At 43.7% G+C, this 18,556-nt stretch carries 17 protein-coding genes; 3 read left to right on the top strand and 14 right to left on the bottom strand.

The features are described from left to right. Positions 1 to 8: 8 nt before the first annotated feature. From bamA to rpsB, 9 genes are all read right to left on the bottom strand, one after another. On the bottom strand, positions 9 to 2,423 hold the full coding sequence (gene bamA / locus ACRQQK_RS03210) for an outer membrane protein assembly factor BamA (RefSeq protein ID WP_457510034.1): 2,415 nt from the start codon (positions 2,421 to 2,423) through the stop codon (positions 9 to 11). A 48-nt stretch (positions 2,424 to 2,471) separates the two neighbouring features. Further along, positions 2,472 to 3,830, bottom strand: coding sequence for a sigma E protease regulator RseP (rseP, locus tag ACRQQK_RS03215; RefSeq protein WP_457510035.1), 1,359 nt, complete (start codon positions 3,828 to 3,830; stop codon positions 2,472 to 2,474). Then, entirely contained in the window at positions 3,827 to 5,035 is a 1,209-nt protein-coding gene (ispC, locus tag ACRQQK_RS03220; protein WP_457510036.1) for a 1-deoxy-D-xylulose-5-phosphate reductoisomerase, read from the bottom strand. The genes rseP and ispC overlap by 4 nt, the downstream gene beginning before the upstream one ends. Before the next feature lie 51 nt (positions 5,036 to 5,086). Beyond that, positions 5,087 to 5,929, bottom strand: coding sequence for a phosphatidate cytidylyltransferase (locus tag ACRQQK_RS03225; protein ID WP_457510037.1), 843 nt, complete (start codon positions 5,927 to 5,929; stop codon positions 5,087 to 5,089). A gap of 16 nt (positions 5,930 to 5,945) precedes the next feature. Continuing rightward, positions 5,946 to 6,698, bottom strand: coding sequence for a polyprenyl diphosphate synthase (gene uppS, locus ACRQQK_RS03230; protein ID WP_457510038.1), 753 nt, complete (start codon positions 6,696 to 6,698; stop codon positions 5,946 to 5,948). A gap of 94 nt (positions 6,699 to 6,792) precedes the next feature. Further along, positions 6,793 to 7,350, bottom strand: coding sequence for a ribosome recycling factor (frr, locus tag ACRQQK_RS03235; RefSeq protein ID WP_457510039.1), 558 nt, complete (start codon positions 7,348 to 7,350; stop codon positions 6,793 to 6,795). A gap of 42 nt (positions 7,351 to 7,392) precedes the next feature. After that, positions 7,393 to 8,118: a UMP kinase gene (gene pyrH / locus ACRQQK_RS03240; protein WP_188232735.1), complete on the bottom strand. Its 726-nt coding sequence runs from the start codon at positions 8,116 to 8,118 to the stop codon at positions 7,393 to 7,395. A gap of 196 nt (positions 8,119 to 8,314) precedes the next feature. Beyond that, positions 8,315 to 9,157, bottom strand: a complete 843-nt coding sequence (gene tsf, locus ACRQQK_RS03245) for a translation elongation factor Ts (RefSeq protein ID WP_042480138.1) — start codon at positions 9,155 to 9,157, stop codon at positions 8,315 to 8,317. Positions 9,158 to 9,288: 131 nt separating this feature from the next. Then, positions 9,289 to 10,017: a 30S ribosomal protein S2 gene (gene rpsB / locus ACRQQK_RS03250; RefSeq protein ID WP_457510040.1), complete on the bottom strand. Its 729-nt coding sequence runs from the start codon at positions 10,015 to 10,017 to the stop codon at positions 9,289 to 9,291. A 349-nt stretch (positions 10,018 to 10,366) separates the two neighbouring features. Between rpsB and map the strand changes: the two genes are divergently transcribed. The 3 genes from map (at position 10,367) to ACRQQK_RS03265 (ending at position 14,565) form a co-directional block, all read left to right on the top strand. Further along, complete coding sequence (gene map, locus ACRQQK_RS03255) at positions 10,367 to 11,260, top strand: type I methionyl aminopeptidase (RefSeq protein ID WP_457510087.1); 894 nt, start codon at positions 10,367 to 10,369, stop codon at positions 11,258 to 11,260. Between the two features lie 138 nt (positions 11,261 to 11,398). Beyond that, on the top strand, positions 11,399 to 14,023 hold the full coding sequence (gene glnD / locus ACRQQK_RS03260) for a bifunctional uridylyltransferase/uridylyl-removing protein GlnD (RefSeq protein WP_457510088.1): 2,625 nt from the start codon (positions 11,399 to 11,401) through the stop codon (positions 14,021 to 14,023). Positions 14,024 to 14,184: 161 nt separating this feature from the next. Continuing rightward, a complete protein-coding gene (locus ACRQQK_RS03265) occupies positions 14,185 to 14,565 on the top strand; it encodes a DUF3461 family protein (RefSeq protein WP_457510041.1) in 381 nt (126 codons plus the stop codon). 124 nt (positions 14,566 to 14,689) lie between these two features. Here the strand turns inward: ACRQQK_RS03265 and pgpA are convergent, their stop codons facing one another. From pgpA to ribBA, 5 genes are all read right to left on the bottom strand, one after another. After that, entirely contained in the window at positions 14,690 to 15,196 is a 507-nt protein-coding gene (gene pgpA, locus ACRQQK_RS03270; protein ID WP_457510042.1) for a phosphatidylglycerophosphatase A, read from the bottom strand. A gap of 9 nt (positions 15,197 to 15,205) precedes the next feature. Beyond that, the gene (gene thiL, locus ACRQQK_RS03275) at positions 15,206 to 16,180 is read right to left on the bottom strand and encodes a thiamine-phosphate kinase (protein ID WP_457510089.1); all 975 of its coding nucleotides are present in this window, start codon (positions 16,178 to 16,180) and stop codon (positions 15,206 to 15,208) included. Between the two features lie 88 nt (positions 16,181 to 16,268). Beyond that, positions 16,269 to 16,739, bottom strand: coding sequence for a transcription antitermination factor NusB (gene nusB / locus ACRQQK_RS03280; RefSeq protein WP_457510043.1), 471 nt, complete (start codon positions 16,737 to 16,739; stop codon positions 16,269 to 16,271). Continuing rightward, positions 16,739 to 17,209 carry a 6,7-dimethyl-8-ribityllumazine synthase gene (ribH, locus tag ACRQQK_RS03285; RefSeq protein WP_457510044.1) on the bottom strand — a complete coding sequence of 157 codons (471 nt, stop codon included), beginning with the start codon at positions 17,207 to 17,209 and terminating at the stop codon, positions 16,739 to 16,741. Before ribH ends, nusB begins: the two co-directional genes overlap by 1 nt. A gap of 194 nt (positions 17,210 to 17,403) precedes the next feature. Next, positions 17,404 to 18,513 (bottom strand): bifunctional 3,4-dihydroxy-2-butanone-4-phosphate synthase/GTP cyclohydrolase II, encoded by a 1,110-nt coding sequence (gene ribBA / locus ACRQQK_RS03290; protein ID WP_457510045.1) that lies wholly within the window; start codon positions 18,511 to 18,513, stop codon positions 17,404 to 17,406. Positions 18,514 to 18,556 lie beyond the last annotated feature (43 nt).

An 18,556-nucleotide genomic window follows, 5' to 3' on the forward strand; every position in this document is an offset into this window, starting at 1 on the left:
TTCCTCTATTAGAACGTTTTACCGATGGTGAATGTAAAGAACTCTTCATCATCACCTTCGTAAATTTTTATTGGCTTAGCCAACGAGAATACCAATGGGCCCATCGGTGACATCCATTGTAATGCTACACCGTAAGACGAGCGGTAGTTTGTTGGATCGGAGTAGTCGTAGTAGTACTCGTTAGCATAATCTGCTCCACCTTCACGGTAATCAAATTCTGTATCCCAGACACTCGCCATATCGAAGAAGATACTGGTACGGATTTGGTTTCTAGCTTCATCCGATGCAAATGGCGTCGGGAAGATTAGTTCTAAACTACCTAAAGCAACGGCGTTCCCCCCCACAGACTCATCAGAAGCAATATCCGAACCATTATTTGAGCTCGAGTAATCACGATACACCGCTTTCGGGCCAACTGAGTTTGAACCAAAACCTCGTAGACTCGTGAAACCACCAGCGTAGAAGTTTTCATAGAACGGATACAAATTATCATTGCCATCCGTTTGACCATAACCGTTACCATACCCCAATCGACCGCGAAGCAACAATGCAAACTCATGTTTCTTGGTTAATGGGAAGTACTGACGGACATCATACTGCAGTTTGAAGTACTTTGCGTCAGAGCCAGGTACGGTCATCTTATAAAAGGCGCGTTGATAATTACCTGCTGTCGGGAAGTAGCCTTTATTAAGGTTGTTACGTGTCCATGACAAGTTTATATCAAAATCATTCGTGACCAGACTACCATCACTATCAACGTTACTTGCCTGCGCAACCAAGAACCGCTCTACTTGCAAATAAGGAGACAAATTGCCGAGCTTATTGTGGGTATAACCGACACCAAACTCAAAGCGGTTTAATTCATCGAACGGGAAACCCCAGGTCAGGTTGGTACCGTAACTTTCGTTGGTATAGTCAACAATACCCGCCTCTGAAGCTTCAAATTGGTTGTAGAAAACTTTACCACCTAAACTCACACCATCTAAGTTCCAGTATGGGTCTCGGTATTCTAAGGTGACGTTCTTTTGGTAATCGTTAGTCATTGCACTGATACCAACACGATTACCCGTACCTAAAAAGTTGTCTTGTTGCAGACCGACTTGGAAACTAACACCAGATTCAGTACCGTAACCAATACCAAAGTTTACGCTACCAGAGTTGGCTTCTTTAACATTATAAACAAGGTCAACTTGGTCTTCGCTGCCGGGAACTCGAACGGTTTGTACATCTACCGTTTCGAAGAAACCTAAACGACTTAGACGCGCTTTACCGGTATCTATCGCTTTCGAACTTAACCAACTGCCTTCCATTTGACGCATTTCACGACGAAGGACTTCGTCACGAGTCGCATTGTTACCAACAAAACGAATGTCGCGCACATAAATACGCTTACCAGCTTCAACATTGACAACTAGCGATACTTCTTTGGTGCCGTCATTAAATTCTGGAATAGTACGGACTTGGGGATAAGCATACCCAGCCTCACCAAGAACGCGCTTTACGCCCTCTTCAAGTTGAGTAACAGCAGAGCCGTTATAGGTCTCACCATCTTCAAACGGGATAAGAGCATTAAACTCATCTTCTTTGCCGATAAGTTCACCACGGAATTTTACGCCCTTGACTGTATAAGGCTCACCTTCAGTCAGGTTCAACGCGATATAGACCCCTTTCTTATCTGGAGAGATAGATACGTTGGTCGATTCAACCTGAAACTTTAAGTAACCGCGATCAAGATAGTAGGAGCGAAGAGCCTCGATATCACCTGCTAGAACTTGCTTTTGATACTTATCATCAGAAAGGAAGTTCCACCATGAGACATCAACATTGAGGTTAAAGCGAGACAAAAGTTCTTCATCAGAAAAAACTTGGTTACCGATAAAGTTGATCTGCTGAATTTTTGCAGAAACACCTTCAGTAAAAACAAATTTCAAATCCGCACGGTTTCGTGGCAGAGGCGTAACAACAGCCTGAACAGTCGCGTTGTATTTACCGACACTGTAGTAAAAGTCTTCAAGACCTTTTTCAATGTTGCTCAACGTAGTGCGATCTAATGCTTCGCCCACGCGAATACCTGAAGCATCAAGGTTTTGCTGAAGCTGCTCTTCTTTAATTGCCTTATTACCAGAGAAAGAAACCGTAGCTATCGTCGGGCGTTCTTTCACCTCAACGACCAACACATCACCATCTCTAAGAACTTTCACATCCTCAAAGTTACCAGATGCGTATAACGCTTTGATAATCCCTGCAACATCTTGAGAGTCTACAGAATCACCGATTCGAACTGGCATTTTCAACAAAGCTGCACCAAGTGCCACACGTTGTAAGCCGTTGATCTGAATGTCCTGTACAACAAAATTTTCGGCACTATTCGCCGACACGCTGGTTGCGAGCAGTGTCGCGAAAAGGATCTTTTTCATTGCCATATGTATTTGAATTATTCCTTACTACCGCTTTTGCCTAATGCTAATCAATCACAGGCGAGTAAAATCGTTAAATAATGCCACTGCCATTAAAGAGAATATGATTGCCCCACCAATTCGATAGCCCATTTCTTGTACTTTTTCTGGTACCGGGCGACGGGTAACCCCCTCAATAGCAAAAAATAAAAGGTGTCCGCCATCTAACATCGGTAGTGGCACCAAGTTTATAATCCCTAAATTCACACTAATCAGTGCTAAAAAGCCCAAGAAGTAAACCAGACCGTAATCGGCTGTTGTTCCGGCGCCTTTGGCAATCGAAATTGGACCACTTAAATTATTCAGACCAACATCACCAACAATAAGTTTCTTCAACATATTGACGGTTAAACCAATAACTTGCCCTGTTTTTTCGACCGCTTTGCCAACCGATTCAATTACACCATATTGGAGATCAAAGCGATAATTTTCAGGCCATTCTGCGACTTCAGGTGCGATACCAGCAAAACCGATCACTTTCCCTTGAGCCACATTCTTTGCCTGAGGGGTTAAAACCAGAGATAACTCTTCACCTTCTCTATCAACTTTCAACTGAAGTGGCTTATCAGGGCTGTTTTGGATAGCCGTTACAACCTGTTGCCAGTCATTGATTGGATGCCCATCAATGTGAGTAAGAACATCACCAACCTCGAGACCAGCAAGCTGACCTGCTCCCCCTTCGGATATACTCTGTAAAGACATATAGATTTCAGGGGTATAAGGTTTAAAGCCTAAAGCCTCCATAGCAGACTCTGATTCTGGGTCAAAGTTCCATGCAGACAGATCTAAAGTTTTAATTTCGTCGAGTCCGACACCTTCTTGAGAGGTCACAGTCATTACGAGCTGTTTATCGCCGATATGATCGACCAACCCCATGTTGACCGATTCCCAATTCAGTGTTTCGACACCCGCAACGGATTTAATTTGCATACCTGACTCAAGACCAGCCTGAGCAGAAATAGAATGAGGAGCGACTTCGCCAATAACTGGCTTCACGGATGGAACACCGACCAGAAAAACCAGCCAGTAAGCAAAAATAGCGAAGAAAAAGTTAAATGCTGGACCAGCAGCAACGATAGCTGAACGTTTCCAAAGTGGCTTTTTATCAAATGCAAAGCACTGTTGATCTGCAGGCACATCGTCAACGCGCCCATCAAGCATTTTAACGAAGCCACCAAGTGGAATCATTGAGATGCTGTATTCCGTACCATCTTTGCCAATTTTGCTCCAGATGGACTTACCGAAACCAATAGAAAATTTTTCGACTTTGACGCCACACTTTCTGGCAACCCAGAAGTGCCCAAATTCATGCACCGCGACTAATATGCCAAGGGCAACGATAAAGGAGACAAAGTTCCACAAAATGCCACTCATAATATACGCTCTTTAAGTGCTTGGTTAGCTAGCTTGCGAGCCATTGTATCGAGCTCTAACAGGCTTTCCAAGTCGTAGGAATGTAACTGGTTATTAGTGCCACATACTTGTGTTAGCACTCTTTCATTAATCACTGCAATATCGGTAAAACGGATTTTCCCTTTCAGGAACGCATCCACTGCAACTTCATTTGCGGCATTAAGAGATGTTGTTGCATGTTGTCCTTCATAACAAGCATCGATAGCCAATTTCAAACAAGGGTATCGCTGGTAATCAACATCCATGAATGTCAACTCGCTCAAACGAGTGAAATCTAAAGAGTTCACATTCGCGCTCACGCGATTTGGATAAGCCATAGTGTACGCGATCGGAGTTGCCATGTCTGGTTCCCCCATCTGGGCGATCACTGAGCCATCTTTAAACTGCACCATGGAATGGATCACCGACTGAGGGTGAATCAAAACTTTGAGTTGCTCTCTTGAAGCATTAAACAACCACTTAGCTTCAATGTACTCCAAACCTTTGTTCATCATTGTTGCTGAATCAACAGAAATCTTAGGCCCCATAGACCAGTTTGGATGAGCAATTGCCTGCTCAGGAGTAACACTTGCTAACGTGCTGATATCACTATAGCGAAACGGACCACCCGAGCCTGTCAGCAAAATGTGAGACACACCATTAGAAGCGAGCTCGCAACGACCTAGCTGAGACTGCACCTCTCTAGGTAGACACTGGAAAATAGCATTATGTTCACTATCGACAGGTAAAAGTTCAGCATCATATTGTTCAACGGCATCAATAAACAACTGGCCGGACATAACAAGCGCTTCTTTGTTGGCAAGTAACACTCGTTTGCCCGCTTTCACTGCAGCCATCGTTGGCACTAAGCCCGCCGCACCTACGATAGCAGCCATGACCGTATCAACCTCACCCATAGAGGCGACATGACACATAGCATCAACGCCATACGACACTTCGGTACGAAGGTTAAGTTCAGACAACTGTAAGGAAAGTTCTTGCGCAGCTTTAGCCGTCGCCATCACAGCATATTGTGGCTTCCAAATCAGGCAGAGCTCTCGCATTTTTTCAACGTTCACACCTGCAGCTAAAGCAACAATTTCAAATTGTTCCGGATTTTCTTTAACTACTTTCAGTGTGCTAGCACCAATAGAGCCTGTTGCACCAAGAATCGTTAACTTACGCATAGCAAAACCGTTGTTAATAATAGGAATAGGCAAGACGTGCTTGCCTATCTGTTAAAGCATGAAGTAAAGAAAAGCGAAAACAGGGAAAGCAGCTGTCAGGCTGTCTATACGATCAAGTATACCGCCATGCCCTGGAATAATATTGCTACTGTCCTTGATACCGGAAACACGTTTGAACATACTCTCAACTAGGTCACCAAGCACAGAAATAACCACCGTAACTAAGATGGTGAATAACATGACAGGCACAGATGTGAACTGAATACTAAACAAATCAGCAAATATCCACCCCACCAACATTGCAGCAATAACACCACCTACTAGGCCTTCCATCGTTTTGTTTGGACTTACAGCAGGCGCCATTTTGTGTTTACCGAAGCTTTTTCCAGCAAAATAGGCTCCGCTATCTGCAGACCATACGATAAAGCAAACAAACAGCACTAAGCGTGCACCGTGATACGAATCAACCTCAATATTTTCGGCGCGAAGGAAAATCACACTCCAGAAAAACGGGATCAATGTAAGAAGCCCAAACAGGTGACGCAACACATTGGAGTTTTCCCACCATGGGCGAGATTTAGGATAACTAATGGCTAGGAAACTGGAGAACACCCACCATAAACTACCCACGATAAGTAACAAGAAATGAGAATCACTGAGAGAATGAAACCAAGCTTCGTCTGGAGCTAACCAAAAGTAACTTCCGACCCCAACAATAGCCGCAGGGACTAAAGCAAGGTAACGAGAAGAAGCATTTACAAACTGTGTCCATTCCCATGAACCAATAAAAGTCACCGTTGCCAATGCAACCATGAACCAAGGAAGAGAGAGATAAAAAATGGCTAAAATCACCAAAGGTGCAAGTATGAGCGCTGTAATTATTCTTTGCTTCAAACTTTAAAATCCTATTTTATTTTTCCATCAATGCCTTGATTTGTTCACCAGTGCAGCCAAAACGACGCTCACGATTAACAAACCAAGTCACTGCTTCAACCAAACTTTCCTCACCAAATTCTGGCCAGTAAGTTGGAGTGAAATACAGCTCAGCATAAGCCAGCTGCCACAGCATAAAGTTACTGATGCGACATTCACCGCCAGTACGAATCATTAAATCAACTTCAGGAATATCTGACATGGTCAAATGTGCACGAATGGTTTCCTCTGTAATATCAGAAGCAACCAGCTCACCTTGTGCCACTTTTTCTGCAATACTTCGAGTTGCTTGAGTAATATCCCATTGACCGCCATAATTTGCCGCGATGTTGATCAACATGCCTGTATTATCTTTCGTCAGCTCTTCCGCTTGAGCAATTTTATTTTGCAAGCGTTCACTAAAACGACTCTTATCACCGATAACACGCAGACGTAATTGATTTTTATGCAACTTCTTAACTTCCGTCGTTAAGACCGCCATAAACAATTCCATTAGCACACCCACTTCTTCTTCAGGGCGACGCCAATTTTCACTACTAAATGCGAATAATGTGACAGCTTTGATACCCAAACGAGCGGCAGTTGAGATTGTCTTACGAACAGATGCTACACCATTTTTGTGGCCGAAGACTCGAGGTTTCCCCTGCTCTTTAGCCCAACGACCATTGCCATCCATAATGACAGCGATATGTTGTGGTAAAGCTTCTGGAGAGAGTTGCGAATTTTGCATAAGGAAGTTTTGACGATAAAAAGATTGTGAAGAGTAGCATAGTTAAACGCTGTGCTGCGAGCACAGCGTTTATAACATTGAAAGTTATGAGAGATTAAACTTCCATTAGTTCTTTTTCTTTCGCTGCAAGAACTTCATCTATTTTCTTCACAGCTAGGTCAGTCAGTTTTTGAATCTCATCTTGAGCTTTACGATCTTCGTCTTCAGAGATTTCTTTATCTTTAAGCAGACCTTTAAGATCGCCGTTCGCATCACGACGAATATTACGTACTGCAACACGGCCACCTTCTGCTTCACCACGTACGATCTTAACGAGATCACGGCGACGCTCTTCAGTTAGCGGAGGAAGTGGTACTCGGATAACAGTACCTGCAGACATAGGATTCAAACCTAAGTCTGATGCCATAATTGCTTTTTCAACTTTTGCTGTTAGCTCTCTATCAAATACTGTGATTGCTAGCGTACGTGCATCTTCTGCTACAACGTTTGCAACTTGACTTAGAGGAGTTGGAGCACCGTAGTACTCAACAGAAATGCCAGAAAGTATGCTTGGGTGCGCACGACCAGTACGAATCTTAGAAAGGGTGTTCTTTAATGCTTCAACACTTTTGTCCATACGCTCTTGAGCGTCTTTTTTAATCTCATTAATCACAATTTCACCTTAATTCTTATTTCATCTACAGAGTGATTATACTTAGGCGCTGATCAGCGTACCTTCCGCTTCACCCATAACCACACGGCGTAGAGCGCCAGGTTTGTTCATATTGAATACACGGATTGGCATGCCGTGATCACGAGCCAATGTAAATGCCGCTAAATCCATTACTTTCAATTCTTTCTCAAGAACGTCGTTGTATGAAAGTTTATCATACAACTGAGCTTCTGGGTTAGCCACAGGGTCAGCCGAGAACACACCATCAACTTTCGTTGCTTTTAGTACAATATCCGCTTCAATTTCAATACCGCGCAGACACGCAGCTGAATCCGTTGTGAAGAATGGGTTTCCAGTACCTGCCGAGAAAATCACAACACGACCGCCACGTAGTTGGCTGATAGCATCTGCCCAGTTGTAATCGTCACACACACCATTCAATGGAATTGCAGACATTACACGAGCATTCACATACGCACGGTGAAGTGCGTCACGCATTGCTAAACCATTCATTACCGTTGCAAGCATTCCCATGTGGTCGCCCACTACACGGTTCATTCCTGCTTTCGCTAGACCAGCGCCACGGAATAAGTTACCGCCACCGATAACAACACCCACTTGGACACCAAGTTCCACCAGTTCTTTCACTTCTTGAGCCATACGATCAAGAACGGCTGGATCAATACCAAAACCTTCTTCACCTTGAAGCGCTTCACCGCTAAGTTTTAACAGAATACGTTGATATACTGGTTTAGGGTTCGTTGTCATGGACTTTACCTTCCAAAGAGAGTTGTTGATTAACAGTCATGAATAAGCTTACTCAAGTAAGCACATTCGTCACGGCTAAACTGCTTGCTAATTTATATAAGTTCGTGAGTTATACACATGAACGATCATTCACCGGCTTATTCGTGAAAAGACCGCAGCCTTGGCTACGGTCTTTTTATAAGCAATTCGCTAAGGATTAACCTTTTTGAGCCAATGCAACTTCTTCAGCGAAGCTTAGGCCTTCAGCTTTCTCGATACCTTCACCCACTTCTAGGCGAACGAAAGTAGAAACAGCAGCGCCACGCTCTTTAAGGATTTCACCAACAGATTTCTTAGGTTCCATTACGAATGGTTGACCAGTTAGAGAAACTTCGCCAGTGAATTTCTTCATGCGGCCTTCAACCATTTTCTCTGCGATTTCTTTTGGCTTGCCTTCGTTCATAGCGATTTCAACTTGAACTTCACGCTCTTTAGCAACTACGTCTGCAGGTACGTCTTCAGGGTTAACGTACTCTGGACGAGAAGCAGCTACGTGCATAGCAACGTGTTTTAGAGTTTCAGCGTCGCCTTCACCAGCAACAACAACACCGATCTTCTCACCGTGACGGTAAGTAGCTAGTGCAGCACCCTCAACGTATTGTACGCGACGGATGTTTACGTTTTCGCCGATTTTAGCTACTAGAGCAACGCGAGTTTCTTCGAATTTAGCTTGTAGTTCTTCAACAGAAGCTTTTGACGCTAGTGCATCTTCAGCAACTTGGTTTACGAACGCAGTAAAGTTAGCATCTTTTGCAACGAAGTCTGTTTGACAGTTAACTTCAAGAAGAACAGCTACACCGTTTGCTTCTTTGATTGCGATAGTACCTTCAGCAGCTACGTTACCTGCTTTTTTAGCAGCTTTAGCAGCGCCAGACTTACGCATATTTTCAATTGCTAGCTCGATGTCACCGTTTGTTTCAACAAGCGCTTTTTTACATTCCATCATACCTGCGCCAGTACGTTCGCGCAGTTCTTTTACTAGAGCAGCAGTAACAGCCATTCTCTATTCCTCAGTTAAATTCTGGATAAGGTAAAAATTGAGGGCCTACATTATCGGCCCCCAATACTAACTATAACCTAGCATATGTTTCAGTTTTTGACTCATACGCTAAGTGAGACTCGGAGCCGCTATTATTCAGCTTCTACGAAACCGTCTTTTTCAGCAACTACAGCTACGTCTTTGTTACGGCCTTCATTTACTGATTCAGCCGCTGCGTTTAGGTATAGTTGAACTGCACGGATTGCGTCGTCGTTACCAGGGATAACGTAGTCAACGCCGTCTGGGTTAGAGTTAGTATCAACAACCGCGAATACTGGGATACCTAGGTTGTTTGCTTCTTTAACTGCGATGTGCTCGTGATCAGCGTCGATTACGAATAGAGCGTCTGGAAGGCCGCCCATGTCTTTGATACCACCAAGAGATTTCTCTAGCTTCTCCATTTCGCGAGTACGCATTAGAGCTTCTTTCTTAGTTAGTTTGTCGAAAGTACCGTCTGTAGACTGTGCTTCAAGTTCTTTAAGACGCTTGATTGATTGACGAACAGTTTTCCAGTTAGTTAGCATACCACCTAACCAACGGTTGTTTACGTAGTATTGGTTGCTTGCAATAGCAGCTTCTTTAACAGCTTCAGATGCAGCGCGCTTAGTACCTACGAAAAGAACTTTACCTTTTTTCTCGCCAACTTTAACTAGCTCTGCTAGAGCTTCGTTGAACATTGGTACAGTTTTTTCTAGGTTGATGATATGAACTTTGTTACGAGCACCGAAAATGAATGGCTTCATTTTTGGGTTCCAGTAACGAGTTTGGTGACCGAAGTGAACACCAGCTTTCAGCATGTCGCGCATTGATACAGTTGCCATTATAAAATCCTCTATGGGGTTAGGCCTCCACATCCCCCATGCATCCGACTCCTAAGCTAATACTTGGAGCACCCCGGAACACGTGTCGGAATGTGTGTGATTTAAAATAAAAGTTAATGGAACAAAATCTGATTCGCCAATAAAGAAGAAAACAGACCCTGATTCCGGCGCGCTTTATACCATATTTTTCACCTTTATGGCTAGAAAAAAATGCCTTTCACTTGTCAGCGGCTAACGCTCACCCTAGTGAAAAACCATGAATAAATGCTCAACGCTTAGAAGTAATTGTAGGCAATCATAACAATTCTTATTTGAGTGTTTTCTTGCGCTTCCACTTTCCACTGATACAATAACGCCATTAGCACATACCAAGTGCAAAAACGAATATAGAGTAAAGCCGATGTCTGTAAAAATTAAGAATGCTGAAGAAATAGAAAAAATGCGCGTTGCTGGTCGCTTAGCCGCAGAAGTTCTAGAAATGATTGAACCTTTTGTAAAACCAGGAGTGACCACTGAAGAGCTGGATCAGATCTGCCATAAACATATCACCGAAGTTCAAGGCGCAATCCCAGCACCTCTCAATTATCACGGCTACCCTAAGTCAATTTGCACATCGATCAACCACATTGTGTGTCATGGTATTCCTGCAACTCAAGATACCACTTTCGGTCAGTTGGTTCGCCCTGCGGTACTAAAAGACGGTGACATCATCAATATCGATATCACTGTTATCAAAGATGGTTACCACGGCGACACGTCAAAAATGTTTTTAGTAGGAGATGTATCTCCTGCGGATAAGCGCTTATGTATGGTTGCACAAGAAAGCTTGTACTTGTCACTGAAAAAAGTGAAACCGGGTATCCAACTTGGTGAAATTGGTACAACTATCGAGAAGTACATCAAAACGAACAATAAGAACAACCCTAGCACTAAGTTTTCTATTGTCCGTGACTACTGTGGCCACGGCATTGGCGCTGAGTTCCATGAAGAACCGCAAGTGGTTCACTACAAGAACAGTGATCGCACCATCCTTCGCGAAGGCATGACATTTACCATCGAACCAATGATTAACGCTGGTAAGTTTGGTTGTCGTTTAGATGATGAAGATGATTGGACTGTTTACACAGCAGACGGCAAGAAATCAGCACAATGGGAGCACACGATTTTAGTCACTGCTGACGGTTGTGAAATTCTGACCTTACGTGAAGAAGAATCACTGCCTCGCTTCCTAGTCAACGCATAAGCGTTAGTAAAATTGCATACTTATAAAAATATCCCTGCTCTCAGGGATATTTTTTTATCTGTTCTTATCTGTTAGATTCATTTCAACACATATTTAATTGTTATCTCAAAACGAGATACCAGCATGGATGCTTTAACTATGCCTTTTCAGTCCCCTTTAACTTTTTCTGATGAACAACTGACCGTCAGTGAGTTAAAACAACAACTTGAACATTTTGCCCAGTATCAAAAGCAAGAATTTTTGAATCACCATCCAGTAACTGACCTTGTTTTAGGTCGTTCAGAGTATATGGATCTACTCCTGCACCGTTTATGGCAACATTTCGGATTCATTGACAACCCTGAGCTTGGCTTAGTCGCGGTAGGCGGCTACGGGCGTGGAGAACTTCATCCACTGTCTGACATCGATATTTTGATCATCTCAAACAACAAAATACCCGAGCAAACTGAGCAGAAAGTGAGTGAATTCATTACCCTACTCTGGGATTTACGCTTAGAAGTGGGACACGCAGTTCGCACCGTTGATGAGTGTTCAGAAATTGGCCGAGCAGACCTGACGGTCGCAACCAACTTACAAGAAGCAAGATTATTAGCAGGCAGTGAAGATACCTTCCACCGTTTGAAAATGCTGATTCATTCAGAATCTTTCTGGCCAAGCGAAACTTTCTACAAGGCGAAAATTCAAGAACAGCGTGAACGCCATGCACGTTATCACGATACCACTTACAACCTTGAGCCAGACATCAAGTCTACTCCCGGTGGTCTACGTGACATTCATACTCTAAGCTGGGTTGCCCGCCGTCACTTTGGCGCAACCTCTCTTTATGAAATGAGCCGCTACGGATTTTTAACCGATGCAGAATATCGAGAGCTGGTTGAATGCCAAGATTTTCTCTGGCGTGTGCGCTTTGCACTTCACATGGAACTCAAACGATACGACAACCGCCTGACGTTTGGCTTGCAAGCACAAGTCGCAGAACACTTAGGTTTTGCCGGTGACGGCAACCGAGCGGTTGAGATGATGATGAAAGAGTTCTACCGCACGGTTCGCCGAGTTGCAGAACTTAATAAAATGCTGCTAAAGCTGTTCGACCAAGCCATTTTAAATAATGGTGAAGAGTGCGAGCCTGTGATCCTTGATAAAGATTTCCAACGTCGCGGTAGCTTGATAGAAGCAAGAAAACCAGCACTGTTCCAAGCAAGACCAGAAACGATTTTGGATATGTTCCTCCATATCGCCAACGACTCAACCATTGATGGTGTCGCCCCGGCAACCATGCGTCAGCTGCGCACTGCTCGACGCCGTTTAAATAAGTTCTTGCATACCATTCCTGAAGCGCGCGAAAAGTTTATGGAACTGGTACGGCATCCTAATGCGTTGCACAAAGCATTCAGCTTAATGCACAAACTGGGGGTTCTAGCCGCTTATCTGCCGCAATGGAGCCAAATCGTCGGTCAGATGCAGTTTGACCTGTTCCACGCGTATACCGTAGATGAACACAGCATTCGACTTCTCAAACATATCAATACCTTTGGTGATCCAGCAAATCACGACAGGCACCCCATCTGTTGCGAAATCTATCCAAAATTGCAGAAAAAAGAGTTACTCATTCTCGCTGCAATTTTCCATGACATAGCTAAAGGGCGTGGCGGGGATCACTCAGAGATCGGCGCGGTAGAAGCTTATGATTTCTGTATTGAACATGGGCTTTCAAAGCCAGAAGCCAAACTTGTCTCATGGTTGGTGCTCAATCACCTTCTGATGTCAGTCACTGCACAGCGCCGAGATATTTACGATCCTGAAGTCATCATCGAATTTGCGAAAAAAGTTCGTGACGAAGAGTACTTGGAATATTTGGTTTGTCTGACGGTTGCTGACATCTGTGCAACCAACCCAGAACTGTGGAACAGCTGGAAGAGAACCCTGCTTGCTGAACTTTTCTATTCAACTCAACGAGCCCTGCGTCGTGGATTAGAAAACCCTGTGGATGTGCGCGACCGTATTCGACACAACCAACAACTTGCTTCCGCTTTGTTGCGTAAAGAAGGCTTTAGCAGCAGAGAGATTGAATTACTTTGGCAAAGATTCAAAGCAGACTATTTCCTGCGTCATACTCACAAACAAATCGCATGGCATTGTACTCATTTACTTCGCCACAAAGATCCAACACATCCATTAGTAATATTAAGTAAACGAGCGCCTCGTGGCGGTACAGAAATATTTGTCTACACCAAAGACCAACCTTCCCTCTTTGCCAAAGTGGTTGGTGAGTTGGACAGACGCAATCTTAACGTTCATGACGCACAGATCATGACTAGTAAAGATGGCTATGTACTCGATACCTTTATGGTGCTCGACCAAAATGGCGCGGTAATCGAAGAGTCTCGTCATCAGGCGTTACGCAAGCACATTATCAACGTGCTAAAAAGCGAAAGTGATCTCGAACTGAAAACACGTCGACTGCCTCGTCAATTGAAGCATTTTACGGTGAAAACCACTATCGACTTTTTGCCTACTCGAAGTAAAAAACGCACGCTTATGGAATTCGTTGCTCTGGATACTCCTGGGCTGTTAGCGACTGTCGGTGCAACCTTCTCCGAGCTAAATTTGGACCTGCACGCCGCGAAAATCACCACTATGGGCGAACGAGCGGAAGATTTATTTATCTTAACCAGCCCACAAGGAAACAAGCTGAGCGAAGAAGAAGAAGCACAATTACGCGAACGACTAATCGAAAATGTTTCAGAACTCGCACCGGATTGAAACTGTGATAAATAGCGATCTTGTCCACAACTTGATCTATTTAAGCAAAATCAGCTATCTAACACACTTCGAGGCTGCTACATTTACCTCAGGGTCTGTCTAAATTTCAAACTGATCAGACCCTATAAAATTGATGTAAAACACAAACCTAGAGGTCGCTTATGTTTCCACACCTCATTGGCTTAGGAATTCATGATCCTAGCCAGATAGAACGCTACTCTTTACGCCAAGAGGCGCAAAAAGATGTGTTAAAAATCTACTTTAAGAAGCAAAAAGGCGAATTATTCGCTAAAAGTGTTAAATTCAAATACCCAAGGCAGAAAAAAAGCGTTTTGGTTGACAGTGGAAGTCATCAATATAAAGAGGTCACAGAAATCAACCGCAACTTAACGTTGATTATTGATGAGCTCAACAAAATAACCCGACATGAGACACCAGAAGAAATCGATGTTAAGCAGAAGATATTAAAAGATCTTCGCCATTTGGAGAAAGTGGTCGCAAGCAAGATAGCGGAAATCGAAGCAGACCTCGAAAAGCTGTAAACTCAACGGTTTTAAACAGAAAAGGTTCCCATTGGGAACCTTAATTTTTTTCTATGATTACAGTGAAAGCTAGAACTTAATCATAAAGAGTTGCCAGTTGTCTCTTCGCCAGAATACCAAGAGACTAGACCATCCAACCAGCCCAATAGCCAATCAGTCCAAGGCTAATAGCGGACATAACTCCCGCAACTAAATCATCAATCATGATGCCCAGCCCGCCATGAACACGTTTGTCAAGCCAGCCTATTGGCCAAGGTTTTACCATGTCGAAAAAGCGGAACAAAACAAAGCCTGTCACAAGCCACTTCCAATCGAAAACAGGCAGATTAAACAGCGGCACTACCAGCATAGTGATCCAAAAACCTGCGAACTCATCCCAGACAATCGAGCCATGATCATGCACTTTCATGTCATCGGAAGTAATTTGGCAAATTTTAATCCCTACGATACTCGCGATAAGCACAACAAATACGTACAACCATAAAGGCAACTGCACAAGAAACAAGTAGAACGGCACTGAAGCCAGTGTACCCATAGTGCCGGGAACAATGGGAGACAAGCCACTTCCAAAACCTGTAGCCAGCAAATGCCAAGGATTACTTAATGAGATGAGTGATTTAGGGTTTGTCATATTTCTACCTTATACATCTGCCTTAAAATGATCGTATCCTTCCAATGACCAATTTAGCTTTTTACCTTTGTGGTGTAATTCAAATGTGCCATGAGGTCGAATTTGACCGATACAGGTTACCTTGGTTCCAGTATGCGCAAGCACACTTTCAAGCGAACCTTTATTCTGTTCTGGCACCGTAAAACATAACTCGTATTCTTCACCACTAGTTAAAGCGCATTTTTGGGCATCAGAGATATCACCAAGGAATTGGATGAGCTCTTTAGAGATAGGCAGCAAGCTGGTATCAATTGAAGCACCTACTTGTGAGCGATTCAAAATATGCTTTAAGTCTGCAATGAGACCATCAGAAATATCAATCGCGGATGAAGCAATGTTCAATAAAGCTTGCCCCGCCAAGACTCTCGGAGAAGAAATGTAATGGCGTTTTTCCAGCTCCAAAGCGAAAGGTTCATGCCTTTTTTCAGCATCAAGCACCACACTTAATCCAGCCTGACTATCACCCAGTTCACCGGTGACATAAATCCAGTCACCCACTTTTGCGCCCGAACGGGTCAGAGCACGGGTATCCGGCACAAACCCTTGTACTGTCAAACTTATGCTGAGAGGTCCTTTAGTCGTATCTCCACCAATAAGCTGGATATTGTAGTAATTCGCGAGTTCGAAAAACGCATCACAAAATGGCTTCAGCCAAGCTTCATCAATAGAGGGTAAAGTTAACGCCATTGAAACCCAAGCGGGCGTAGCTCCCATTGCCGCTAAATCACTGATATTTGAGGCTAATGCTTTGTGTGCCACCCAAGCAGGGTTAGCATCCGCTAAGAAGTGAGTACCTGCTACTAAGGTATCTGTGCTGATAGCAATACGTACACCTTCCGGTGCTTTCACAATGGCACAATCGTCCCCAAGCGAAAGATGGACATCTTTACGCTGAGTTTGACGAGTAGAAAAATATTTATCGATTAGGTTAAATTCACCAAACATTCGGTCATTCCAATCCTGTCGAATAGACATCTGATATTCACGATATAAAAAAGGTCAGCAATTGCTGACCTTTATATGCTAAATCGAATTACGATTTTTTACGTACGTGCGGCGCTGCTTTATCAAGCACACCGTTGATAAACTTATGGCTATCTTCTGCTGCGAATACTTTCGCTAGCTCAATCGCTTCGTTGATAACCACTTTGTAAGGTACATCATCACGACGAGTCATCTCGTACATTGCAAGACGGAGCAATGCTAGCTCCATCATATCTAGGTCTTGCATTGGGCGAGACACAAAAGGTCTTAGCTTGCTATCAAGTTCCATGTGGTTAAGCACGACACCCGCTAAAAGGTCGCGGAAATAAACAACGTCAGTTTCTGGCACAGCTAGAGCTGGTTCAGATGCGTGATGCTCTTCTTCATCATACTTACCATTTGATAAAAATTGCTCTTCAATTGTTGCAACATTATCTTTAGTAATTTGCCACGAATAAATAGCTTGTAGCGCAAATTGACGTGCATTACGACGTGCGGCTGGTTTCACACTGGCCCCCATTAGGAATCAAATTCAGAAAGAACGTTAATCATCTCAAGTGCGCTTAGTGCAGCTTCTGCACCTTTATTACCAGCCTTGGTTCCTGCGCGTTCAATAGCTTGATCGATTGTATCAACAGTTAGTACACCAAATGCCACTGGAATGCTGAATTCCATAGACACTTGTGCCAAACCTTTATTCATTTCACTACAAACATAGTCAAAGTGTGGTGTACCACCACGGATCACTGAGCCTAGAGAAACGATAGCGTCAAATTTACCTGTTTTTGCAACACGTTGCGCAGTAAGAGGAAGTTCTACTGCACCAGGGCAGCGAACCACAGTGATGTTATCGTCGCTCACCTGACCGTGACGCTTCAAAGTGTCGATGGCACCAGACAATAGACTTTCGTTAATAAAACTGTTGAAACGAGAAATCACAATCGCTACTTTTGCATTGGGTGCTGGGAAACCACCTTCTATCACTTTCATAAGCTTTCCTTTAACTCTGGTTCATCAAGTGAGAATCGCCGGATTCTAGCATAAGTTTGTGAGCTATATCTAATGGAAATTGGCTCGCTTGGTTATGAATAACCAACATTCAATCACTTGATTTAAAAATCATGATGAAATTTAACCCGCAATAGAAATCTATTACGGGTTCATTTTAACGCTTAGCTTTTGGATTATTCGCAAACGTACTCAACAACGTTCAACCCAAAGCCACCTAGTGCGTGATATTTTTTGTTTGGTGAAGAGAGCAAACGCATATCGCGAACACCCAAGTCAGCTAGGATTTGAGAGCCTACACCTACGCGGCGTGAGGTACCCTGCTTCTTAGCCATTGCTGGAGCATCTCCACTGTCTTGCTGTTCAAACATTTTGATGCGGTGAACCAAAAGGTCACTCGACTCTTCATTACCCAAAATAACCAGAACTCCACCTTCTTCAGCAATGCGTTTCATTGCACTTTGCAACGTCCAGCTACGTTCAGCACTTCTGTTGCTGTGAAGAATGTCCGTAAACATATCTTGTAGATGCACGCGAACCAGTGGAGCGTTATCGGTTAAGTCACCTTTTTGCATCGCAAAGTGTACTTGGTTATCGATGATGTCACGGTAAGTTACCAATTCAAAATCACCGTATTCTGTTGGCAGTTTGCACTTAGCTACACGTTCAATTGTCGTTTCTGTGTTATTGCGGTGTTCAATCAGTGCAGCGATAGTACCGAGTTTAATACCATGTTTCTCTGCAAAGATTTCTAAGTCAGGACGTCGAGCCATGCTGCCGTCTTCTTTCAGAATTTCGACAATCACAGAGGCAGGCTCTAATCCTGCAAGACGCGCCAAATCGCAACCCGCTTCAGTGTGACCAGCACGAACTAAAACACCACCATCTTGAGCAGTCAGCGGGAAAATATGCCCCGGCTGTACAAGATCAGACGCTTTAGCATCTTTTGCCACTGCCGCTTGAACGGTGCGAGCGCGGTCTGCTGCAGAAATACCCGTAGTTACACCTTCTGCCGCTTCAATTGATACAGTGAAAGCGGTGCTGTACTGAGCATTGTTGTCTTGCACCATTGGTGGCAAGCCTAACTTTTCACAGCGCTCTTTCGTCATAGTCAGACAGATCAAACCACGGCCATGTGTCGCCATAAAGTTAATAATTTCTGGCGTAATGTGTTCCGCAGCAACGATTAAGTCGCCTTCGTTCTCACGGTCTTCGTCATCCATCAGGATAACCATTTTACCAAGGCGGATATCTTCAATAATTTCTTGTGGCGTGCTGATTGGCATTATTCTTATCCTATTGTTAGCCGCTTAAGCGACTTCCGTTAAG

The organism is Vibrio sp. C8 (genome assembly GCF_054051265.1).